The organism is Cedecea sp. VD22 (assembly GCF_037150195.1).
Lineage (GTDB): Bacteria > Pseudomonadota > Gammaproteobacteria > Enterobacterales > Enterobacteriaceae > Cedecea.
Window position 1 is genome coordinate 34839 of sequence record NZ_JBBCPX010000020.1, and the last position, 21720, is coordinate 56558.

The following is a 21720-nucleotide window of genomic DNA, read 5'->3' on the forward strand; positions in this document are numbered from 1 at the left end:
CGCCGCTTATGAGGCGGCGATAAAGAGTTCGCGCAGCTTGTGAAGCTGGTCGCGAATCTGCGCCGCTTCTTCAAACTCCAGATTTTGCGCGTGTTCCAGCATATTCGCTTCAAGCTGATGAATTTTCTGCTGCAGCGCTTTCGGCGTCAGCACAACTTCATCATCTTCAATCACGCTACGTGCTTTGGTTTTAACCCGCCCTTTGGTCTTCGCCATGCCTTCGCCAAGCTGCAGAACGTCCACGACTCGTTTGTTCAGGCCCTGCGGCGTAATGCCATTTTCTTCGTTGTAGCGCTGCTGCTTCTCACGGCGGCGTTCGGTTTCACCAATCGCTTTGGCCATTGACGGCGTGATTTTATCGCCGTAGAGAATCGCCTTACCGTTAACGTTACGCGCCGCACGGCCGATGGTCTGAATAAGCGAGCGCTCGGAACGCAGAAAACCTTCTTTGTCCGCATCCAGAATGGCAACCAGCGACACTTCCGGCATATCAAGACCTTCTCGCAGCAGGTTGATCCCCACCAGAACGTCAAATTCACCGAGGCGCAAATCACGGATAATCTCCATGCGTTCCACGGTGTCGATATCCGAGTGCAGGTAGCGTACGCGTTCACCATGCTCCTCTAAATATTCGGTCAAGTCTTCCGCCATCCGCTTGGTTAATGTCGTCACCAGCACGCGTTCATTGATGGCCACACGTTTACGAATTTCAGAAAGCAAATCGTCTACCTGCGTTGCCACCGGACGCACTTCAATCACCGGATCGAGCAGCCCCGTAGGACGAACAACCTGGTCAACGATGTCCTCGCCAGATTTTTCCAGCTCATAGTTGCCCGGCGTCGCTGAAACGTAGATGGTCTGCGGGGCCAGGGCTTCAAACTCTTCAAATTTTAACGGTCGGTTGTCCAGCGCCGACGGCAGGCGGAAGCCATATTCCACCAGCGTTTCTTTACGGGCGCGGTCGCCGCGATACATGCCGCCAATTTGCGGAATGGTGACGTGGGATTCATCCACCACCAGCAGGCCATCTGCCGGAAGATAGTCAAAAAGCGTTGGGGGCGGTTCGCCAGGCCCTCGCCCGGAGAGGAAGCGCGAGTAGTTTTCAATGCCCGAACAATAACCCAGCTCGTTCATCATCTCGAGATCAAACTGGGTACGCTGGGCAATACGCTGCTCTTCCAGCAGTTTATTATTTTCCAGCAGGAACTTGCGGCGCTCGGCCAGCTCAACTTTGATATCTTCCATCGCCTGCACAATACGCTCGCGCGGCGTAACGTAGTGCGATTTAGGGTAAATAGTAAAACGCTGAATAGTTTGATCGATTTGCCCGGTCAGTGGATCGAACAGCGACAGCCTCTCAACCTCTTCGTCGAACAACTCTACACGCAGCGCAAGATCGTCTGATTCAGCCGGGAAGATATCGACCACCTCCCCTCTTACGCGGAACGTACCGCGCTGGAATGCCTGATCGTTGCGGGTGTATTGTAACTCCGTAAGACGGCGCAGGATCGCCCGCTGATCGATGATCATACCCTTCGTCAGGTGAAGCATCATCTTCAGGTACAGGTCCGGGTCACCCAGACCGTAGATCGCCGACACGGATGCCACCACGATGACGTCCCGCCGCTCAAGCAACGCTTTGGTCGCCGACAGACGCATCTGCTCAATGTGTTCGTTCACCGACGCATCTTTTTCAATGAAGGTGTCCGAGCTTGGCACATAAGCTTCAGGCTGATAGTAATCGTAGTAAGAGACAAAAAACTCAACGGCGTTGTCCGGGAAGAACTCTTTCATTTCACCGTAAAGCTGCGCCGCCAGCGTTTTATTTGGCGCCAGTACCATCGTGGGGCGCTGAAGGTCGGCTATCACGTTTGCTACCGTGAAGGTTTTACCCGATCCCGTTACGCCCAGCAGCGTCTGGTGCGCCAGCCCGTTTTCAAGCCCGTCTTTCAGGCGAAGGATTGCTTCAGGCTGGTCGCCAGAAGGTTTAAATGCGGAATTCAGTTTGAACGCTTTACTCATGAACGGGCTACCTGATGAAGAAACGAGCGGGCCGGAGAGTAATTTTACCCGGCAGCAGGATTTTTGCCAGTATAAAAACTGTATAAAACACCAGTTCTCATTTTTACTACGCCTGCTAACGACTGCTTTTTGCCACTTTGTTTGCCCAGAATTTGCCCCTTCACCAGATAAATCTCCAGCCACGACCGGTTATCCCCAAATTTTTTCGCCTTTTAACATTTGTCAAGGGAGGTAAGGATACCTCGGGCCGAATGTTTGACAGTTTTATTGCAACTGTTGCTTTTATTTAACAACTTGAATTCAAATGAATATTTCACAAAGACCGGTTTCGCGCCAATTTGGCCGCAGGCCGCGCCCGCTCTCGCTTTCGTCAAGTTTTCTAACTCTAATGCACAAGGTTATCCACAGGAATGGTGGATAACTGCAGCAAGCCCTTTTGCTTAGCCACTCGGAAAAATCCCTGATCTTCCTGTGCCAGGGGCGAAAAAAAAATTTCGCTAATTTTTTTGCTTTTATTCATTCGATTTCGCTATACCCGGCCATATTGAGCAAGATCCCGAAATCGAGATATATCCTGAGGTTAAAAGGCATTTTATTGCACCAAATTCGTACTTTTTAGCACCCGTCGAGTGCAGCGAGATCTCATCTTGCGCATCAGCTTTATCCTTTCAGGAAACCGATACTCAGTTTTATCCTGAATAGCGTGATGCTTTCAGGCATTATCACCAAGCTGGCAAGCTAATTGCAGCATATCCAGGAGGGAAACGACTCCCCAACCCAGGAGATGAGCCATGCTTAGCTTACGTGCTGTTAATCAGTTTTACGGTGACCACCACATACTGTGGAACCTCGACCTCGAGCTGACCCCGGGAGAATGCACCTGCGTGCTTGGCGCGCCAGGGCAGGGCAAAACCACGCTCGTAAACTGCATTACCGGCTATTTGCCAGTACAAAGCGGCAGTATGCTGTGGCAACAGGCGGGACAGCCGCCTGAAGACCTGGTGAATAAACCCGTGGAGCGCAGAACTGCGCTTGGAATCGGCTACGTTCCCCAGGACAGGCGCATCTTCTCCCAGCTTAGCGTTGAGGAAAATCTTCAGATAGCGATGATGGCGGGACATCATCGACCCCGGGTCATTCCTGCGCTGATTGATGACCTTTTTCCCGAGCTCTATAGCCTTCGGCAGGTAAAAAGCGGCGAACTTAGCGGGGATATGCAGCAACAGTTAGCGCTTGCCCGGGCACTGGTTTTAGAGCCCAGACTGCTGATACTGGATGAACCCACTCTCGGCGGAGGGCACCGCTTTATCACAGAAATGGGCAACCTCATCCGGCGCTTAAACCGCGACTTCGGCCTGACCATTTTACTGGTCGAACAGCGGCTGACTTTTATACGCCGGGTTGCAGACAAGTTTTGCCTGTTGCATAAAGGCCGAAATGTCGCGCAAGGGAATGTCTCCCAGTTGGACGACAAGCTCGTGGCGGGCTGGTTAGATCCCTGAACGCAGTCTCTACTACAAATTTTTCAATTTTTCCTGAAAAACCGGGTTGAGCTCCGTCATCGCCCGATGCAGGTTGCACTGCCGCGTCACTTTCGCGATATCCAGCAAAGGCGAAGGTATGGACTTCACGCCAGAGCTGTTCATCCAGCGTAAAACCGCGTCGAGATTCCATAGTGCAGTTTTCCCGTCATGTACCGGCGCTGGAAACGCCTCCCGGGAAACCATAACTTTGCGAATATACTGCCGGGATACGCCTAGCAGTTCCGCTACGTCACTCAATCCCACTAAATCAGGGGCAGCTTCAACCAATAACGCGCCTTGAATAATGCCTGAAACGTCCTTCAGCGCGCTCAGTAAGGCTTCTTCTGCTGTGTCGGCCTCGCGGATGAAATTCAGAGCAATACGCCCCGTCACACCGATGCCAACGAGGGCATCATCACACCCTCCTGCGCCCAGCGCAGCAATCCACTTCTCCGGATCTTTTTTCCCTTCTGGTAGAGTAAAAACAAGCGTGAACGTGTATTCCGCCATGGAGCCTTCTCCTTGTTAATGCAGGACGCTACGTGATGCCCTATTGGCGCATCCATCCACAAGCCTGCGAATTTGTCTGGCATGGTTCTCTGCGTCGCGAGGCGTGCTCCAGACACAGCTGATACAAAACTCGCCGCACCGGCATGTTTTATCGTTCCAGGGGCAATACATTTTTCCCCAGCAATGCGAACCGCCCTCTTTGACCCGCCAACCCTGGCATTCTGCGTAGCTTAATGCCGCCTCTATCTCTTTTTGCGGGTGCCGTTTTCTGGCCATATCTCCTCCGGCTAAAAAAGCATCTCATAAAAGGTTGTCATATGACAACTCAAAGTATGAAATACTCTATAGACGTTGCAGCCTGGAATGAATCTTTGTCTGTGGGGAAAAGGTTAAAGCGGGAGCCAGCCCGAGGCTTTGCTGCGGGCCTGGCTTTTGTTGCAGTCGCCTTGCGGCTTAGATCGTAATAACGGAGAGATCGAGGTAGTGACCAAGCTCGGTTTGATCGCTGATCCCCTTAAGCCAGGGAATTTCCCCCAACAGCGGGGCCGGCAGCCGCTGTTTGAGCGTGGCAAGATATTCCGCATGCCTTTTTCCTGCGGGTTGAACACCGTTTGCTACCCAGCCCGCCAGCGGTAAACCAGCGGCCAGCACCGCCTGTACCGTGAGCATTGCATGATTAATGCAGCCAAGTTTCACGCCCACCACTAAAATAACCGGCAGTTGCTCGCTGATGGCCCATTCGGCAAATGTCGTGGTGTCAGACAGCGGGGTAAACCAGCCTCCAGCCCCTTCAACCTGAACCCAGTCGGCTTTTCCGGTAAGATTCTTTAGACCTTCAGACATAGCAGAAAAAGTAATGGGGCGCTGCTCTTCAGCACTAATGATGTGCGGGGAGGTCGGCTCAAGAAAAGCCAACGGATTGATCTCCTCATACGGCAATTTAACCGAACTATTGCGCTGCAGCGCTAACGCATCACTGTTGCGAATGCCTTCAGGGGTCATTTCACTGCCAGAGGCCACAGGCTTATAGCCCACAGAGCGATACCCCGCGGTATTCGCCGCCTGAAGCAGCGCGCAGCTGGCGATGGTCTTCCCAACTTCAGTGTCGGTGCCGGTCACAAACCATTTTTTAATCACGTTCAATTACTCCAAAAATTATCTGCCAGCTAAGAGAGAACTGCCCGTCTTGCCGGGGCCACGCTTCGCTGAGCCGCTGCAGTTGCCCACGCGTCAGCAGAGTGTTTTTGCGGCCATCGTGCAGGTGTGTTGCCCCAACGCCTTTTAGCGAACGCATGGCGCTCATGACGTCAGGAAAACGCTGGCTGACGGTGCGGCTGGTTAATACGTAACGCCATGGGCGACACGCCTGGTCAATTTCGGCCAGGGATAAAAACTGGTTGGCATGCGCCCGTTCGTCTACCCCGCGCCAGGCCTCGTGCAGTTCAGGCAGTGAACCTGCCGCAAGCGTGCTGAACGCAATGCATCCACCCGGTTTCGTCACGCGATAAAGCTCGGATAAGCCTTGCTGCAGATCGCTGCACCACTGAACGGCAAGATTACTCCAGGCCAGATCCACCTGGTCATCCGCCAGCGGAATAGACTCGATATCCCCCTCAAGAAAGCGATGCGCCGACTGGGTTTGCTGGCACCGCTCAAGCATCGCTTTCGAGATGTCCAGCGCCAGCACTTCGCTTCCTTTGTCCCGCCAAATTCGGCTGTACCAGCCGGTACCGCAGCCTGCATCCAGCACGCTTACGGCACGGCGGTTTTCCAGCTCGGCCAGCAGGTTATCACCGCAGATACGCTGCAGCTCGGCGAAACGCTCGTAGCTGCCTGCCGCCCGGCTAAACGCTGCGGCGACGGCGGCTTTATCAACAAGCTGCGTCATAAAGCGCCTCCAGCAATGCGTCTATGTCGCCAGAAGTATGCGCTGCCGTAAGGGTGATGCGCAGGCGGGCGCTGCCGGGGGGAACGGTAGGCGGGCGAATGGCTGTTAACCAGAAGCCCCGCTCTTTCAGGCGGGAGGCGAGATCCAGCGTGCGCTGATTCTCCCCCACAATCAGAGGTTGTATCGCGCTACCTGAATCCGCCAGATTCAGCGAGAGTCGGGCAGCACCCTGCCGAAAACGCAGAATATTTTCAGCAAGCCTTGCTCTGTACTCATCTCCATGCTGAACCACCTTTAACGCGGCCTGAAGCGACACGGCCTGCGCCGGTGGCATCGCGGTGCTGTATATCAAGTGGCGGGCAAACTGCAGCAGGTAAGTTGCAACGTCTTCGTCGCACAATACCGCCGCACCGCTGCCGCCAAACGCTTTGCCAAAGGTGACGACAAGAATATCCGGTTTGATTTTTTGCCGATAGCAACTGCCACGCCCCTCTTTGCCGAGGACACCAATACCGTGCGCGTCGTCGACCATTAACCAACCGTCTGCTTGTCTTGTTGCCTGTGCTATTTCAGCCAGCGGCGCGCTGTCCCCGTCCATGCTGAATATGCCTTCGGTCAGGACAAGCCGTTCACCTTCATGCGGTTTACCGAGCTGCGTGGCAAGGGCCTGAACGTCGTTGTGATGAAATCTGCGTAGCTGAGCCGGACTTTGCATCGCCGCTTCCATCATTGAGGCATGGCAAAGTTTATCGGCGATAAACGTGTCCGTTTTTTGCGCCAGCGCGGAGATCACCGCCTGGTTTGCGCTGTAGCCGGAGATAAACAACAGCGCTCGCTCAAAGCCGAGCCAATCCGCCAGTTGTTCCTCAAACGCCTGATGTGCACGGCTATACCCCGTGACGTGACCAGACCCGCCGCTGCCAACGCCGAACTGCGTCGCGCCTTTTTGCCAGGCCTCCGTAATCTGCGGGTGATGACTCAGTCCCAGATAATCGTTGCTGGAAAAATTCAAATATTCCCGACCGTTGGCCGAAAAAATACGCCCGTTACCGAGCGTATTGGCCTGTCGGGTGCGAAGGCTGGCGCTGGTCCGCCGTTCGCTTAAAGCCCCGGAGATTCGCTGTGACCAGCTCATACCGCCGCCGCGTTGTAGTAATTGTCGGTATCGGCGTTCAGGATCTGCCCGGCGAGCTGCTCCTGCTGTTCGTTGTCACCCATTTCGGTGGTGGTTTGCTGCGGATTAAGCCCCAGCTTGCGGAACAGCTGCAGATCTTTGTCCTCTTCTGGGTTCGGCGTCGTCAGCAGTTTGCAGCCGTAGAAAATAGAGTTTGCACCGGCCATAAAACACATTGCCTGCGTCTGCTCGCTCATCTGCTCGCGGCCTGCGGAAAGGCGCACGTAGGAGGTTGGCATCATGATGCGGGCCACCGCGATGGTACGAATAAAATCAAAGGCATCCACGTCTTCGTTATCCGCCAGAGGCGTGCCTTTCACTTTCACCAGCATGTTGATAGGGACGCTTTCTGGTGGCATTGGCAAATTCGCTAATTGCAGCAGCAGTCCGGCGCGGTCGGTGACGGTTTCACCCAGGCCGACAATCCCACCGGAGCAAACTTTGATCCCTGCATCACGAACTTTATCCAGCGTGTCCAGACGTTCCTGATAGGTTCGGGTTGTGATGATGTTGCCGTAAAATTCCGGGGAGGTGTCCAGATTGTGGTTGTAATAGTCCAGCCCAGCGGAGGCCAGGCGCTGCGCCTGTTCATTGGTTAGCGTACCGAGCGTCATACAGGTTTCCAGCCCCATAGCGCGAACGCCCTGCACCATCTGCTCAAGGTAAGGCATATCGCGCTCATGCGGGTTCTTCCAGGCGGCCCCCATACAAAAACGTGTCGAACCTGCGTTTTTAGCCTTGCGGGCGGAGTCCAGCACCTGCTCAACTTCCATCAGGCGTTCAGACTCCAGGCCTGTTTTATATCTGGCGCTTTGTGGGCAATATTTACAGTCTTCCGGGCAAGCACCGGTTTTTATAGACAGCAAGGTGCTGACCTGTACCTGTCGGGGATCGAAATGCTGGCGATGCGTCTGCTGCGCTTCAAACAACAGATCCAACAAAGGTTTTTGAAATAAAGCAGTGACCTGCGACATTGTCCAGCGTGCGTGGTGAGCCATGGGGCCTCTCCAAAAGGGGTGTTATGGGAATTCGATTGACGTTATACTCGTAAACCTAAATGTTTTTCAAATGGTTTACAAGTCACCCTATGACCCCTGATGATTTAGCGTTCGACCAGCGACATATCTGGCACCCGTACACCTCGATGAGCCAGCCGCTCCCGGTTTATCCCGTTGTGGCCGCGGCGGGCTGTGAGCTGCAGCTGGCTGACGGACGCATGCTCGTCGACGGCATGTCCTCCTGGTGGGCGGCTATTCATGGCTACAACCACCCGCGACTGAATCAGGCCATGAAGCGCCAGATTGATAGCATGTCACACGTGATGTTCGGCGGTATTACGCACCCACCTGCCGTTGAGCTGTGCCGCAAGCTGGTCGCGATGACACCTGCCCCGCTGGAATGTGTGTTTCTGGCGGACTCCGGTTCCGTCGCCGTTGAGGTCGCCATGAAAATGGCGCTGCAGTACTGGCACGCCAGGGGACAGCCTCGCCAGCGTTTTCTGACCTTCCGCAATGGCTATCACGGCGATACGTTTGGTGCGATGTCAGTCTGCGATCCTGATAACTCGATGCACAGCCTGTGGCAGGGCTATTTGCCTGAGCATCTTTTTGCCCCTGCTCCGCAGTGCGGCTTTGGTGATGAATGGAACGAGATGGATATCGTGCCGTTTGCCCGCCTGATGGCTGCTCATCGCGAAGAGATTGCCGCCGTTATTCTGGAGCCTGTCGTCCAGGGCGCGGGGGGCATGCGTTTTTACCACCCTGAATGGCTGCGCCGCCTCCGCCGCATGTGCGACCGGGAGGGGATTCTGCTGATCGCCGACGAGATCGCGACAGGTTTTGGCCGCACCGGGAAACTGTTTGCCTGCGACCACGCGGATATTTCACCGGATATTATGTGTCTCGGCAAAGCGCTAACCGGCGGCACAATGACGCTCTCCGCAACACTTGCCACCCGCCATGTCGCAGAAACCATCAGCGACGGTGAAGCCGGCTGCTTTATGCACGGCCCTACTTTTATGGGGAACCCGCTCGCCTGCGCGGTTGCCAGTGAAAGCCTGGCGCTCCTGGCGGAAGGAGACTGGCAGCAGCAGGTTCTGGCGATTGAGCAGCAGCTTCGGGAAGGTTTGCTGCCGCTGACGGCGAACGAAAACGTAGCCGACGTGCGCGTACTGGGTGCTATTGGCGTGGTGGAAACACGCCGGCCTGTAGATATGGCCGCTTTGCAGCGTTTCTTTGTCGAACAGGGCGTGTGGATCCGGCCGTTTGGCCGCCTGATCTACCTGATGCCGCCTTATATCATCGGCCCTGAACAGCTGGATAAATTAATTGTGGCCGTCGCGCAGGCGGTAAAAAATCCTGAGTTTTTCCACTAGTTTCTGTTTCAACCGGGTCGGTATCGCTTGCCGGCCTGGTCTGCCCTTCCGCTAATCGATTTCTGGAATGAATTTACTCAAATAAATCCAGTTAAGTTATTAATCCCTTCCCGTCTCGCTGCCGATTAACCTTTCACCAGATTCACATCACAGAGAGACAGAAATGAAGAGAACCGTTGTACTCAGCTTCTGCCTGATGGCAGGCAGCGCCCTGGCCGATACCGGCTCGCCCCAGCTAAAGGCGGAGACACAGTCAGTGATTCGCCAGGCGGGTTATCAGTGCGATACCGTGAACAGCGTGTACCCCGCCGCATTCGGAGGTTCACTTACCGTCTCCTGCGATGATGACCACAAATATATTATTCGCAAAAAAAACGGTCAGTACGAAGTAGAAAAAGAATAACAAATCGCTTTTTCATCGCCGAAAAATACCCTCTCCCCCCTTTCTGAAGCCGATTTGCACAAATCGGCTTCCCGTTTCGCTCAACTTAGTATAAAAAGCAGGTTTTGAAATAACCCTCTATTCCACCGTACAGCAAGGAGCAACCTTGAACACATTATCGGTTTCTCGTCGCGCCGCAGCCCTGGCTTTCGCCGTGGCGCTGAGTGCATGTAGCTCAACCCCACCCCAGGACAAACCGTCTACTCAGGTGGCGCCGGGAACCCAGTCCCGCCCGATCCTGGCGGCTGACGAAGCACAGAATTTTGTGGCAGCGCGCTACTTCACCGCGATGAACCCAAATGAAGCCCCGTGGACGCCGTCCTCGATTCGCACGCCTCAGCAGCCTGATTTCGTGGTTGGCCCTGCCGGTACGCCTGGCGTCACTCACACATCAGTCCAGGCCGCGGTGGACGCGGCTATTATCAAGCACAGCAGCTCTCGCCTGTATATCGCCATCATGCCGGGTCAATATGAAGGTACGGTGTATATTCCTGCAGCTTCCGGTAGCGTGACGCTGTACGGCACTTCCGGCAACGCAGATGATGTCAAAATCGGCCTGACGCTGGACTCTGAAATCGACCCGACAACCTGGCGTCGCACCGTTAACCCGGGCGGGAAATACATGCCAGGGAAACCCGCCTGGTACATGTTCGATAACTGCCAGAGCCGCCGCGGCGCGACCGTGGGCGTGATGTGTTCCGCTGCCGTTTGGTCACAGAATAATGGCCTGCAGCTCCAGAACCTGACCATCCAGAACACCCTGGGTGACAGCGTGGACGCCGGCAATCACCAGGCCGTGGCGCTGCGCAGCGATGGCGATAAAGTACAGCTGAATAACGTTCACCTGCTGGGCCGCCAGAACACCTTCTTCGTCACCAACAGCGATGTTCAGAACCGCATGTTGACCAATCGTCAGCCGCGTACGCTGGTAACCAACAGCTACATTGAAGGTGATGTGGATGTGGTCGCAGGCCGCGGTGCCGTGGTGTTTGATAACACTGATTTCCGCCTGGTGAACAGCCGCACCAAAGAAGGTTCCGTGTTCGCACCAGCCACGCTGCCAAACATCTACTACGGCTTCCTGGCAATCAACAGCCGCTTCACCGCAGCCGGTGACGCTCAGTTGGGTCGCTCATGGGATTTAGGCCAGGCCGCAAATGGCCAGGTTGTAATCCGCGACAGCGTGATCAACGAAGGTTTCAACACGGCTAAACCGTGGGGTGATGCGCTGGAGTCCAAGCGTCCGTTCGCGGGCAACATTGGCACCAAAGACGATAAAGGCGCGATCAAACGCGATCTGAATGACCCGAGCTTCAACCGCATGTGGGAGTTCAATAACCGTGGTGTAGGCAGCCCGGTCGTCGAAGAGAAGTAATTTTTAGCTCAGTAAGAAAAAACCTCGCCGCGGCGAGGTTTTTTTATGGCTGACAATCAGTGCGCGTTAATCACAACCCACATTGGGCCCTGCCCGACGGCGTAGCGGCCTTTTTCTTCCAGCAGCCCCTGCTCGCCGTTAATTTTGTACACGGCGGCATGATGGGATTTCTGCCCAACGGCAACCAGGTACTTACCGCTGTGGTCAACGTTGAAGCCGCGAGGCTGCTCTTCCGTAGGCTGGTAGCCTTCGATATTCAGCACGCTGCCATCTTCGGAAACGCTGAAGACGGTAATGATGCTGGCGGTGCGGTCACAGGCATAAAGATGGCGACCGTCCGGGGTGATGTGGATATCGGCAGCCCAGCGGGTACCGGTGAAACCAGGCGGCATAAAGTCCAGCGTCTGCACACATTCAATTTTACCGTGCGGGTCGCGCAGTTCCCAGACATCAACGGTGCTGTTCAGCTCGTTCACGCAATACACATACTGCTGGTTCGGGTGAAATGCCATGTGGCGCGGGCCTGCGCCCTCAACCGTCGTGACCTCAGCAGGCGTTTGCGCCACCAGCTTGCCGTCATCGGACAGCGTGAACAGGCAGATACGATCCTGCTTCAGCGCAGGCGTCCAGAGCGTGCGGTTATCCGGGGAAATATTCGCCGAGTGGCAGCCGTCCAGCCCTTCAACCACATCGACGGTTTCGCCCGGCAGGCCATCGTTTTCAAGGCTAATCACCGCCACGTTTGCCGCGTTGTATGACGCGCTGAACAGGAAGCGGCCTTTGCGATCGGTAGAAATGTGGGTTGGGCTGCCCGGCAGAGGTGCCACGCCAGCTTCTGTCAGAGAGCCATCATCCGGCGTAATGCGGTAAGCCACTACGCGAAACTCGGGGCGCACGCCAACGTAAAGGAAGCGTTTATCCGGGCTGATAACCATCGGCTGAACTTGCCCTGGGGCATCAACCACCTGCACAAGGGTCATTTCACCGCTGGCATGCAGCGTCCAGACGTGGATCTGCTGGCTTTCCGGGCTGGCGGTATAAACTGTCTGTTTCATGACTTTACTTTCCTCCTGACGTCGTAAGTAAGCATCATAAGGCCGGCTCACGGCGCGAGCTATTTTGCGCTATAGCGTGAGCGGTGTACCATCGGAACGAACCTTATGAATAATGACTGGAACCCTAAATGAGTTATCGCGTAATTGCTCTCGATCTCGATGGCACCCTACTGACCCCGCAAAAAACCATTCTCCCGGAGTCCATTACGGCCCTTCAGCAAGCTCGCGAAGCGGGCGTGAAAGTGGTTATCGTAACGGGTCGCCATCATGTCGCCATACATCCTTTTTATCAGGCACTGGCTTTGGATACACCTGCAATTTGCTGCAATGGCACTTATTTGTATGATTATCATGCAAAAAAGGTTCTGGCGTCCGATCCTCTTCGCCCGGAGCAGGCCGCACAAATGGTGGATTTACTGGCAGCTCACCGGGTACATGGCCTGATGTACGTCGACGATGCGATGCTTTATCTCGAAAGCTCAGAACACGTCAAAGCCCACGTCGCCCGCACCCAAACCTGGGCGCAATCATTACCTGAACAGCAGCGGCCGGTTTTCCGTAGCGTGCCTTCACTCAAAGAGGCGGCTCAGGATGTGGAGGCTATCTGGAAATTCGCCCTGACGGATTCAGATATTCCTAAGCTCAAGCAGTTTACCGTTGAGGTAGAGCGCGAACTGGATCTCTCCTGCGAGTGGTCGTGGCACGATCAGGTTGACGTCGCCCAGCGAGGCAACAGTAAAGGCGCCCGTCTGGCTCAGTGGGTAGCGTCTCAGGGTCTGGCCATGGATCAGGTGATTGCGTTCGGTGACAACTACAACGATCTGAGCATGCTGGAAAGCGCCGGGATGGGCGTCGCCATGGGCAATGCTGACGACGCAATTAAATCCCGCGCCGATATGACTATCGGCACGAATCTGGAAACCGGAATCGCCGAAACGCTTTATAAGTACGTGCTGTAATCAGGTTGCGATCGACACGCTTTTCACTTGCGCATACAGCCACTGGCCGGGTTTTACCGCCAGTTCGTCCCGGGCCCAGGGGCTGATGCGCGCCCACAGCGTGCGGGAGCCCACTTCGAGCTGAACCTCCACCTGCCCTTCGTCGTCAAAGCACTGGGCAACCCTTGCCCGCAGCACGTTACGAATACTACTGTTAACCGGCGGCTGAAGCACCAGCGAGACGTCAGAAGCCTGGATGCGAATGCGCAGTGGGGCCTGCACCGGTTTGTCGATTTTGTTCACCCACAGGTGCTGATCGCCAAGCGCCAGCGCCGTCATAGCGTAATGAGGATGATGCTCAAGCACGGTCACTTTCAGCACGCTGCTTTGCTGCTCTTTAGGCAGCCACGGATGCATCACGCTGCTGCCCCAAACCTCTTCAAGGTTACCAAACGCTTTAACATTTCCCGCATCCAGCACCAGCACTTTATCCGCCAGATGTAAGATTTCCTCCAGCGAGTGGCTCACGTACAGCATGGGAATATTGATCTCGCGGGCGAGCCGCTGGAGATAAGGCAACAATTCACGTTTACGGGGAATATCCAGAGAGGCTAGCGGCTCGTCCAGCAGCAGCAGTTCCGGCGCGGTCAGAAGTGCCCGTCCAATGGCAACACGCTGCTTTTCACCGCCGGAAAGGCTCCAGGGAAAACGCTCCAGCAACTCTTCGATGCCGAGCAATGCCACCAGCTTATCAAACTGGCCGGCCATGCTTTTTGCCATGCCGTATTTTAAATTGCCGCGAACTCGGTAGTGCGGGAACAGGCGCGCATCCTGGAAGACATAGCCCACCCGGCGTTTTTCCGGCGGCAGATAAAGCTGTTTTTCGGCATCGCTCAGAACGCGATCGTTCAGCACGATACGCCCCTTCTCCGGCTTAGTCAGGCCGCTAATCGCATTGATTAATGAGGTTTTCCCTGCCCCAGAAACGCCAAAAACAGCCGTGATGCCCTGGCCCGGCAGGGTTTCGTTGATTTCCAGCCGGTGCGTACCCAGCGTCTGAACGAAGTTAAGTTCCAGCATCAGTTTGCCCCCATACGCTTGCGGCTGACTCTCGCCAGCCATTCGGCCACCAGCAGCGAGGCCATCGCCAGCGCGATAGCAATCAGGCACAAACGTGCGGCGGCGCTTTCTCCGCCGGGGGTTTGAATCAGGGTATACATGGCCGAAGGCAGCGTTCGGGTTTCACCGGGAATGTTGGACACAAAAGTAATTGTCGCGCCAAACTCGCCCAGCGAGCGGGCAAAGGCCAGCACGGTACCCGCAATAATACCCGGCAACGTTAACGGCAAAGTAATGGTGCAAAAGACACGCCAGCGCCCTGCGCCCAGCGTTCTGGCGGCCTGCTCAAGACGGAGATCAACCCCTTCCAGCGCAAGGCGGATTGCCCTGACCATCAGCGGGAAAGACATAACCGCCGCCGCCAGCACCGCCCCTCGCCAGCTAAAGGCGAAGGTAATGCCAAACCAGTCATACAGCCAGGCACCAATAAAACCGCGGCGGCCAAAAGCCACCAAGAGCAAATAGCCCACCACCACCGGCGGCAGGACTAAGGGAAGATGAATCAGGCTATCGAGCAAGGCTTTGCCCGGGAAGCGGCAACGAACCAGCACCCAGGCAAAGAAGATCCCGACAGGAAGGCTGAAGAGTACCGCAATAGATGAGACTTTTAGGCTTAGCAGTACCGCCTGCCACTCGGGATCGCTCAATATCATTGTTTCGTCGTAAATCCGTATTTTTGGAAGACTTTCGCCGCTTCCGGTCCTTTCAGATAGCTATAGAACGCGGTCACTGACGGGTTATCGTGGCCTTTCACAATCGCAATCGGGTATTCCACTTTCTTGTGGGAATCTTCCGGGAAGGTGCCCACGACTTTTACGCCTTTTCCAGCGACGGCGTCAGAACCGTAAACGATGCCCAGCGGCGCTTCGTCGCGCTCAACCAGCGCCAGCGCACCACGGACATCTTCCGCCGGAGCAAGTTTACTGGATAAACTGTCCCATGCGCCCAGCTTTTGCAGCGCCTCTTTGGCGTAAATCCCCGCAGGAACATGATCGGGATCGCCCACGGCCAGACGGCCACCTTTCAGCAGCGATGCCCAGTCGGTTTTCGCATCAATGGTGATGTCGCCCTGCTTGCTGGCGGTTGGCGCGACGACAACCAGGCTGTTACCCAGTAGCGTTTCGCGAGTGTCCGTTTTGATGGTGTCTTTCTCAACAGCATAATCCATCCATTTCTGATCGGCAGAAATAAACAGATCTGCCGGCGCCCCCGCTTCAATCTGGCGAGCGAGCGTGGAAGAAGAGGCAAAAGAAGAAGCAATCTCAACTTTCTTCTCTTTCTGATATTGCGTGGCAATATCCTGCATCGCATTGGTTAACGACGCCGCCGCAAAGACGGTAATTTTACTACTTTCAGCCAGTGCCTGGCCTGCCAGAGAAACAGATAATGCCGCACCCAGGGCGAGGCGAACCCAACGTTGATTCATGTTTTCACTCCGTTTGTTTCGTTATGTAACGTGAAATATAACGATTGCAATGCGGAAGATACAGAATTTATCGGCAGAAAGAAGAAGGGCTTTAAAGTTCTTGACGGAGATCAACGGAAAGAGCGTATGTAGAGGGCACTAAGGCGGCAGAAAGAGAAAACCCGGCAAATGCCGGGCCTTCAGGGAATCAGTGATGCTGTTTCGGCTGTTGGTCGCGATGACCGACTTTTGAAAAGACGTTAAACACTTCACCCAATCCGTAGATAAGACCGAGGATCACTGCCATCACAACCGGCACCATGATCACGGCAAACACCAGGCTTTTCAATAACTCGAACATAGTTGCCTCCGGCAAAAGCGAGAGTGATTATTCTAGCGTCAGTTGAGAAAAACGCACTCTCCTTTTGTGCCATTTGCCCGACCGCCTCGGCTTATACGGCTGACCAGGTATAAGGTGCCGCAATACCAAGCGGCATTTCAAGCCCCCACCATACCAGCAGGAAGAGGCTCCAGCTCACCAGGAAGGCGATAGAATAAGGCATCATCATCGACACCAGCGTGCCCACGCCAGCGCCTTTCACATAGCGCTGGCAGTAAATCACGATCAGCGGGAAGAACACCATCATCGGCGTGATAATGTTTGTGGAAGAATCACCGATGCGGAATGCCGCCTGCGTAAGCTCTGGCGATATCCCAACGGCCATAAGCATCGGTACCATAATAGGCGACAGCAGCGCCCATTTTGCCGAAGCCGAACCAATCAGCAGATTAACCAGCGCCGTCAGCAGCACCATACCGATGATTGTCGCCTCTCCCGGCAGCGCCATGGCTTTCAGGCCGTCCGCCCCCGCCAGCGCCACCAGCGTACCAATATTCGAATCGCTGAAGGCTTTGATAAACAGCGCACAGAAAAACGCCATCACCATATAAGAACCCATTTTGCTCATTGAGTCGTTCATTGCCCCAATGACGTCTTTCCCCGATTTAAAGGTACCTGCCGCAAAACCATAGACAATGCCCGGCAGGATAAAAATAAGGAAGATAAGCGGCACGATTGACTTCATGATAGGCGCGCCGAAGTCGGTTAACGCGCCTTCAGGGCTGCGCAGCGTTGAGCTTTCAGGCCAGGCAACAGCGGCAAGCCCCAGCAAACTAAGGAGCATCACCAGCCCCGCACGACGGAATGCCCGGCTCTCTTCTGGCGTGACGCTGGACATATCTTCATCATGCTTAAAGTCGCCATCAACCGCCATTTTACTGACCCGGGGCTCGACGATTTTCTCCGTCACCCACCAGCCAACGAGAGTAATCAATATTGTTGAGCCGATCCCGAAGAACAGATTACACAGCGTGTTCACGGTATACGTTGAGTCGAGCAGTTGAGCCGCGGCCTGGGTGAAACCTTGCAGCAGCGCGTCGTTCCCGGTTGGCACCATATTGGCCGCAAAGCCACCGGATACGCCGGAAAATGCCGCCGCGATCCCCACCAAAGGATGGCGCCCGGCAGACATAAAAATAATGGCACCGAGAGGGATCACCAGCACATATCCCGCATCCGCCGCGACGTGGCTAAACATAGCGACAAAAATCAGCATCGGCGTCAGCAGTTTTTTCGGCGTAACGCGCAGCATTTTTTTCAGCGCAACGTTAATAAAGCCGGAGCTTTCGGCAACGCCGACGCCCAGCATCGCCACCAGAACAATGCCTAAAGGAGCAAAGCTGGTAAAAGTGGTCACCATCGTAGAAAGCGTAAGCGTTAACGCCTCGGCGGAAAGCAGGTTATTGACCTGCACGGCCTGCTGCGTTACCGGATTAACGATGTCAAACTCCAGCTGTGACAGCACGGCGGATAGCCCCATCACAACCAGTAAAAAATAGAAGAAAATCAGCGCGGGTTCCGGCAGTCGGTTACCAGCTTTTTCGATGGCATTAAGAAAACCGTTCAGTAAGCGGTTATCTTTTGCCTCATTTCCTTTTGTTGTCGACGTACTCATAGTTGCCCCCAATCCCGACAAATGTCTGTGCTGTCATCCAATGTACGGCAGGGATAATAAAGGTAATGACACGATGAAACTATTCTTTTAATGAAATTAATCTCTGAATAAGACCGGGTTAATAAAAATTAAAATCTAATAAACAGACAAAAACTGGTTATTAATTCGATATAATCGAACAGTAACCATGAAATTGCTGTGCTCAATCAGGAACGATTTGTCCCCTGGCGGCGAGCTGATATAATTTTCCCCATGATTACAAAGGGAAACGCTGAGCCGGTTTGCGGCGCGGAGAAACTATGCAGGCTGAAATTTTATTAACGCTGAAACTCCAGCAACGGCTGTTCGCCGACCCGCGACGCATTGCGCTGCTTAAACAAATTCGCCACACGGGCTCCATTAGCCAGGGTGCAAAACTGGCGGGTATCAGTTACAAAAGCGCCTGGGATGCCATTAACGAAATGAACCAGTTGGCAGAATCAAACCTGGTTGATCGCGCCACCGGCGGCAAAGGCGGCGGCGGTGCCGTTCTGACACGGTACGGCGAGCGCCTTATTCAGCTTTACGATCTGCTCGCGCAAATTCAACAAAAGGCCTTTGATGTTCTGCAGGATGATGCCCTGCCTTTAGACAGTCTGCTCGCCGCCATTTCCCGCTTTTCGCTGCAAACAAGCGCCCGCAATCAGCTGTTTGGTACGGTACTTAAACGCGATGACGAACAGGTTCAGCAGCACGTCGATATTCTGCTGGCTGACGGTGAAACTCGTCTGAAAGCGGCGATTACCCGCCAAAGCGCAGAGCGGCTTGGGCTGGACGAAGGCAAAGAAGTATTGGTGCTTATCAAAGCGCCGTGGATAGACGTCACCACTGATGCTAATGCGGCGGGCAATGCCGATAACCAGTTGCCGGGCAAAATCAGCAGCATTGAGCAGGGCAAAGAACAAAGTGAAGTGCTGGTTCAGTTGGCGGATGGCCAGACGCTGTGCGCCACCCTGCCGAATATCCACGTAGAACAACAGGCGCTGGCAGAAGGTGCTAAGGTCACAGCATATTTCAATGCAGACAGGGTGATTGTCGCGACACTCTGCTAAAAGTCCGCTTCTCATTGACATCAGCGCAGACACGCCGTATTTCTAGCCTCATCGCTGCAAAAAATGGGATAAAATATGTCTGCGTTGCAAATTTCGCAAGGTACGTTTCACCTTAGCGACATAAAAACCCTTACCCTGAACGACCTTACCCTTCGCGCCGGAGAAAGCTGGGCCTTTGTTGGGGCGAACGGCAGCGGCAAATCCGCTCTTGCCCGTGCGCTGGCCGGTAGCCTGCCCATCATGAAGGGCGAACGCCACTGCGGCTTCACCCGCATTGCTCATCTCTCTTTTGAACAGTTGCAAAAGCTGGTCAGCGACGAATGGCAGCGTAATAACACCGATATGCTCAGCGCCGACGAAGACGACACCGGTCGCACCACCGCAGAAATTATACAGGAAGAGGTGGTCGATGAGGCTCGTTGCGGCGAACTGGCCGCGCTGTTTGGCATTGAACATTTGCTCACTCGCCGCTTTAAATACCTGTCGACGGGGGAAACGCGCAAAACGCTGCTTTGCCAGGCGTTGATGTCAGAGCCAGAACTGCTGATCCTGGATGAGCCGTTCGACGGGCTGGACGTGAAATCCCGCCAGCAGTTGGCAAGCCTTCTCGAGCAGCTTAGCGCCCAGGGCTACACCCTGGTTCTGGTCCTGAACCGATTCGATGAAATCCCGGATTTTGTGCAATTTGCCGGCGTGCTGGCGGACTGCACGCTGACAGAAAGTGGTAAAAAGCAGGCGCTACTTGAGCAGGCGCTCATCGCTCAGTTGGCCCACAGCGAGAAGCTGGCGGGCGTGGCGCTCCCGGAAGCTGACGATCCGTCCGCTCGCTATACGCTGCCGGAAAACCAGCCTCGTATTGTGCTTAACGATGGCGTGGTGGAATACAACGATCGCCCTATCCTGCACAAACTTAGCTGGTCAGTGAACCCCGGCGAGCACTGGCAAATTGTCGGCCCTAACGGCGCAGGAAAATCAACGCTACTCAGCCTGATCACTGGCGATCATCCGCAGGGCTACAGCAACGACCTAACGCTGTTTGGCCGCCGCCGGGGCAGCGGCGAGACAATCTGGGATATTAAAAAGCACATTGGGTACGTCAGCAGCAGCCTGCATCTGGATTACCGCGTGAGCACCACCGTACGAAACGTTATTCTGTCGGGCTATTTTGACTCCATTGGGATCTACCAGGCCGTTTCGGATCGTCAACAGAAGCTGACCCGCGAATGGCTGCATATGTTAGGGATGGATAACGCCACCGCCGATGCGCCATTCCATAGTTTGTCCTGGGGGCAGCAGCGCCTGGCGTTAATCGCCCGCGCGCTGGTTAAGCACCCCACATTGCTGATCCTCGATGAGCCTCTGCAAGGGCTGGATCCGCTCAACCGGCAGCTGATACGCCGCTTTGTCGATATTTTGATTGGCGAGGGAGAAACGCAGCTGCTGTTTGTGTCCCACCACGCCGAAGATGCGCCGCAGTGCATTACCCATCGGCTGACCTTCATACCCGACGGCGACAAATACGGCTACCAGCTGGAAAAAATTCTTCCCGCATAATCTCGCAACACGCGGCGGCTATTCCTGACCTGACTTTCGGAATAGCCGTACGCTTTTATTCTATCTCTCTGTTTTACAATGCCTTATATACTGCTTTAGCCATATTATTGACTTAGTGTAAACGATACCACTAATCTGGTGCATATCACATTTTTCAGCCATCTGTTATGCTATGGTTATCTTAACCCATAGGCTATATGGAGCGAAAAATGAGAGTTTTGGTCACAGGTGGTAGCGGTTACATTGGAAGTCATACCTGCGTACAATTGCTGCAAAACGGTCATGACGTGGTGATCCTCGATAACCTCTGCAACAGCAAACGCAGCGTACTGCCAGAAATTGAACGTCTGGGCGGCAAGCATCCGCTGTTTATCAACGGTGATATCCGCGACGAAGCCCTGCTGGCAGAAATTTTCCACGATCATCGTATTGACGCCGTAATCCATTTTGCCGGTCTGAAAGCCGTCGGCGAATCGGTGAATAAGCCGCTGGAGTATTACGACAACAACGTGACCGGCACCCTGAAGCTTATCGCCGCCATGCGCGCGGCAAATGTCACTAACTTTATCTTCAGCTCTTCCGCTACCGTTTACGGCGACCAGCCTCAAATCCCTTATGTAGAAAGTTTCCCTACCGGTAAACCCGCCAGCCCTTACGGCCAAAGCAAGCTGATGGTTGAGCAAATTCTTACCGACCTGCAAAAAGCACAGCCAAACTGGAGCGTTGCGCTGCTGCGCTACTTCAACCCGGTTGGCGCCCATCCGTCGGGCGATATGGGTGAAGATCCTCAGGGCATCCCAAATAACCTGATGCCGTACATCGCGCAGGTTGCCGTAGGCCGCCGTGACTCGCTGGCTATCTTTGGTAACGATTACCCAACCGAAGATGGCACCGGCGTGCGTGATTACATCCACGTGATGGATCTCGCCGACGGCCACGTCGCCGCTATGCAGGCACTGAACGGTAAACTAGGCGTCCATATTTACAACCTGGGCGCAGGCGTCGGCAGCAGCGTGCTCGACGTGGTGAACGCCTTCAGCAAAGCCTGCGGTAAACCGGTGAACTACCACTTTGCCCCTCGTCGTGATGGCGATCTGCCGGCCTACTGGGCCGACGCCACCAAAGCCGACAAAGAACTCAACTGGCGTGTCAGCCGTTCGCTGCAGGAAATGGCAGACGATACCTGGCGCTGGCAGTCACGCCATCCCCAAGGTTATGAAGATTAAGGATATGTG

The 21720-nt window shown here is 54.7% G+C and carries 21 protein-coding genes; 8 read left to right on the forward strand and 13 right to left on the reverse strand.

All coding sequences use genetic code 11. The features are described 5' to 3' along the window. Window positions 1-6: 6 nt before the first annotated feature. The gene (gene uvrB, locus WFK85_RS21645; protein WP_166995346.1) at window positions 7-2022 is read right to left on the reverse strand and encodes an excinuclease ABC subunit UvrB; all 2016 of its coding nucleotides are present in this window, start codon (window positions 2020-2022) and stop codon (window positions 7-9) included. A 791-nt stretch (window positions 2023-2813) separates the two neighbouring features. Between uvrB and WFK85_RS21650 the strand changes: the two genes are divergently transcribed. Continuing rightward, the gene (locus WFK85_RS21650; RefSeq protein WP_166995344.1) at window positions 2814-3524 is read left to right on the forward strand and encodes an ABC transporter ATP-binding protein; all 711 of its coding nucleotides are present in this window, start codon (window positions 2814-2816) and stop codon (window positions 3522-3524) included. A gap of 12 nt (window positions 3525-3536) precedes the next feature. Here WFK85_RS21650 and WFK85_RS21655 read toward each other — a convergent pair whose 3' ends face one another. From WFK85_RS21655 to bioB, 6 genes are all read right to left on the reverse strand, one after another. After that, window positions 3537-4055 carry a helix-turn-helix domain-containing protein gene (locus WFK85_RS21655; RefSeq protein WP_166995342.1) on the reverse strand — a complete coding sequence of 173 codons (519 nt, stop codon included), beginning with the start codon at window positions 4053-4055 and terminating at the stop codon, window positions 3537-3539. Window positions 4056-4070: 15 nt separating this feature from the next. Further along, window positions 4071-4331: a hypothetical protein gene (locus WFK85_RS21660; protein ID WP_166995340.1), complete on the reverse strand. Its 261-nt coding sequence runs from the start codon at window positions 4329-4331 to the stop codon at window positions 4071-4073. Between the two features lie 177 nt (window positions 4332-4508). Next, window positions 4509-5192: a dethiobiotin synthase gene (gene bioD, locus WFK85_RS21665; protein WP_008456251.1), complete on the reverse strand. Its 684-nt coding sequence runs from the start codon at window positions 5190-5192 to the stop codon at window positions 4509-4511. Continuing rightward, the gene (bioC, locus tag WFK85_RS21670) at window positions 5185-5943 is read right to left on the reverse strand and encodes a malonyl-ACP O-methyltransferase BioC (RefSeq protein ID WP_166875736.1); all 759 of its coding nucleotides are present in this window, start codon (window positions 5941-5943) and stop codon (window positions 5185-5187) included. Before bioC ends, bioD begins: the two co-directional genes overlap by 8 nt. Next, on the reverse strand, window positions 5927-7078 hold the full coding sequence (gene bioF / locus WFK85_RS21675) for an 8-amino-7-oxononanoate synthase (protein WP_336709363.1): 1152 nt from the start codon (window positions 7076-7078) through the stop codon (window positions 5927-5929). The genes bioC and bioF overlap by 17 nt, the downstream gene beginning before the upstream one ends. Next, entirely contained in the window at window positions 7075-8115 is a 1041-nt protein-coding gene (bioB, locus tag WFK85_RS21680) for a biotin synthase BioB (RefSeq protein WP_166995334.1), read from the reverse strand. Before bioB ends, bioF begins: the two co-directional genes overlap by 4 nt. A gap of 89 nt (window positions 8116-8204) precedes the next feature. On the opposite strand from bioB, the gene bioA reads away from it, so the two are divergent. The 3 genes from bioA (at window position 8205) to WFK85_RS21695 (ending at window position 11308) form a co-directional block, all read left to right on the forward strand. Further along, window positions 8205-9491 carry an adenosylmethionine--8-amino-7-oxononanoate transaminase gene (bioA, locus tag WFK85_RS21685; protein ID WP_336709361.1) on the forward strand — a complete coding sequence of 429 codons (1287 nt, stop codon included), beginning with the start codon at window positions 8205-8207 and terminating at the stop codon, window positions 9489-9491. Between the two features lie 163 nt (window positions 9492-9654). Beyond that, a complete protein-coding gene (locus WFK85_RS21690; RefSeq protein WP_008456230.1) occupies window positions 9655-9894 on the forward strand; it encodes a hypothetical protein in 240 nt (79 codons plus the stop codon). A gap of 145 nt (window positions 9895-10039) precedes the next feature. Next, window positions 10040-11308: a putative acyl-CoA thioester hydrolase gene (locus WFK85_RS21695; protein WP_008456229.1), complete on the forward strand. Its 1269-nt coding sequence runs from the start codon at window positions 10040-10042 to the stop codon at window positions 11306-11308. Window positions 11309-11364: 56 nt separating this feature from the next. Here the strand turns inward: WFK85_RS21695 and pgl are convergent, their stop codons facing one another. Continuing rightward, window positions 11365-12363, reverse strand: coding sequence for a 6-phosphogluconolactonase (gene pgl / locus WFK85_RS21700; RefSeq protein ID WP_008456226.1), 999 nt, complete (start codon window positions 12361-12363; stop codon window positions 11365-11367). Between the two features lie 128 nt (window positions 12364-12491). Between pgl and WFK85_RS21705 the strand changes: the two genes are divergently transcribed. Further along, on the forward strand, window positions 12492-13322 hold the full coding sequence (locus WFK85_RS21705) for a pyridoxal phosphatase (RefSeq protein ID WP_166995328.1): 831 nt from the start codon (window positions 12492-12494) through the stop codon (window positions 13320-13322). Here WFK85_RS21705 and modC read toward each other — a convergent pair whose 3' ends face one another. From modC to WFK85_RS21730, 5 genes are all read right to left on the reverse strand, one after another. Next, window positions 13323-14381, reverse strand: a complete 1059-nt coding sequence (gene modC, locus WFK85_RS21710) for a molybdenum ABC transporter ATP-binding protein ModC (protein WP_336709390.1) — start codon at window positions 14379-14381, stop codon at window positions 13323-13325. It abuts the gene before it with no gap. Further along, on the reverse strand, window positions 14381-15073 hold the full coding sequence (gene modB / locus WFK85_RS21715) for a molybdate ABC transporter permease subunit (RefSeq protein ID WP_008456216.1): 693 nt from the start codon (window positions 15071-15073) through the stop codon (window positions 14381-14383). Before modB ends, modC begins: the two co-directional genes overlap by 1 nt. Further along, the gene (modA, locus tag WFK85_RS21720) at window positions 15070-15846 is read right to left on the reverse strand and encodes a molybdate ABC transporter substrate-binding protein (protein WP_166995326.1); all 777 of its coding nucleotides are present in this window, start codon (window positions 15844-15846) and stop codon (window positions 15070-15072) included. The genes modB and modA overlap by 4 nt, the downstream gene beginning before the upstream one ends. 187 nt (window positions 15847-16033) lie before the next feature. Continuing rightward, the gene (locus WFK85_RS21725; protein WP_166995324.1) at window positions 16034-16186 is read right to left on the reverse strand and encodes an AcrZ family multidrug efflux pump-associated protein; all 153 of its coding nucleotides are present in this window, start codon (window positions 16184-16186) and stop codon (window positions 16034-16036) included. A gap of 91 nt (window positions 16187-16277) precedes the next feature. After that, window positions 16278-17840 carry an AbgT family transporter gene (locus tag WFK85_RS21730; RefSeq protein WP_336709356.1) on the reverse strand — a complete coding sequence of 521 codons (1563 nt, stop codon included), beginning with the start codon at window positions 17838-17840 and terminating at the stop codon, window positions 16278-16280. Between the two features lie 299 nt (window positions 17841-18139). Between WFK85_RS21730 and modE the strand changes: the two genes are divergently transcribed. The 3 genes from modE (at window position 18140) to galE (ending at window position 21711) form a co-directional block, all read left to right on the forward strand. Further along, the gene (gene modE / locus WFK85_RS21735) at window positions 18140-18931 is read left to right on the forward strand and encodes a molybdenum-dependent transcriptional regulator (RefSeq protein ID WP_166995320.1); all 792 of its coding nucleotides are present in this window, start codon (window positions 18140-18142) and stop codon (window positions 18929-18931) included. A gap of 75 nt (window positions 18932-19006) precedes the next feature. After that, window positions 19007-20485, forward strand: a complete 1479-nt coding sequence (modF, locus tag WFK85_RS21740) for a molybdate ABC transporter ATP-binding protein ModF (protein ID WP_008456204.1) — start codon at window positions 19007-19009, stop codon at window positions 20483-20485. A gap of 209 nt (window positions 20486-20694) precedes the next feature. After that, window positions 20695-21711 (forward strand): UDP-glucose 4-epimerase GalE, encoded by a 1017-nt coding sequence (galE, locus tag WFK85_RS21745; RefSeq protein WP_336709354.1) that lies wholly within the window; start codon window positions 20695-20697, stop codon window positions 21709-21711. Window positions 21712-21720 lie beyond the last annotated feature (9 nt).

Bases quoted from the DNA above. Each gene is read 5' to 3' on its own strand.
- uvrB (WP_166995346.1), bottom strand. From the start codon at position 2,022: ATGAGTAAAGCGTTCAAACTGAATTCCGCATTTAAACCTTCTGGCGAC.
- WFK85_RS21650 (WP_166995344.1), top strand. From the start codon at position 2,814: ATGCTTAGCTTACGTGCTGTTAATCAGTTTTACGGTGACCACCACATA.
- WFK85_RS21655 (WP_166995342.1), bottom strand. From the start codon at position 4,055: ATGGCGGAATACACGTTCACGCTTGTTTTTACTCTACCAGAAGGGAAA.
- WFK85_RS21660 (WP_166995340.1), bottom strand. From the start codon at position 4,331: ATGGCCAGAAAACGGCACCCGCAAAAAGAGATAGAGGCGGCATTAAGC.
- bioC (WP_166875736.1), bottom strand. From the start codon at position 5,943: ATGACGCAGCTTGTTGATAAAGCCGCCGTCGCCGCAGCGTTTAGCCGG.
- bioF (WP_336709363.1), bottom strand. From the start codon at position 7,078: ATGAGCTGGTCACAGCGAATCTCCGGGGCTTTAAGCGAACGGCGGACC.
- bioB (WP_166995334.1), bottom strand. From the start codon at position 8,115: ATGGCTCACCACGCACGCTGGACAATGTCGCAGGTCACTGCTTTATTT.
- bioA (WP_336709361.1), top strand. From the start codon at position 8,205: ATGACCCCTGATGATTTAGCGTTCGACCAGCGACATATCTGGCACCCG.
- WFK85_RS21690 (WP_008456230.1), top strand. From the start codon at position 9,655: ATGAAGAGAACCGTTGTACTCAGCTTCTGCCTGATGGCAGGCAGCGCC.
- pgl (WP_008456226.1), bottom strand. From the start codon at position 12,363: ATGAAACAGACAGTTTATACCGCCAGCCCGGAAAGCCAGCAGATCCAC.
- WFK85_RS21705 (WP_166995328.1), top strand. From the start codon at position 12,492: ATGAGTTATCGCGTAATTGCTCTCGATCTCGATGGCACCCTACTGACC.
- modC (WP_336709390.1), bottom strand. From the start codon at position 14,381: ATGCTGGAACTTAACTTCGTTCAGACGCTGGGTACGCACCGGCTGGAA.
- modB (WP_008456216.1), bottom strand. From the start codon at position 15,073: ATGATATTGAGCGATCCCGAGTGGCAGGCGGTACTGCTAAGCCTAAAA.
- modA (WP_166995326.1), bottom strand. From the start codon at position 15,846: ATGAATCAACGTTGGGTTCGCCTCGCCCTGGGTGCGGCATTATCTGTT.
- WFK85_RS21725 (WP_166995324.1), bottom strand. From the start codon at position 16,186: ATGTTCGAGTTATTGAAAAGCCTGGTGTTTGCCGTGATCATGGTGCCG.
- WFK85_RS21730 (WP_336709356.1), bottom strand. From the start codon at position 17,840: ATGAGTACGTCGACAACAAAAGGAAATGAGGCAAAAGATAACCGCTTA.
- modE (WP_166995320.1), top strand. From the start codon at position 18,140: ATGCAGGCTGAAATTTTATTAACGCTGAAACTCCAGCAACGGCTGTTC.
- modF (WP_008456204.1), top strand. From the start codon at position 19,007: ATGTCTGCGTTGCAAATTTCGCAAGGTACGTTTCACCTTAGCGACATA.
- galE (WP_336709354.1), top strand. From the start codon at position 20,695: ATGAGAGTTTTGGTCACAGGTGGTAGCGGTTACATTGGAAGTCATACC.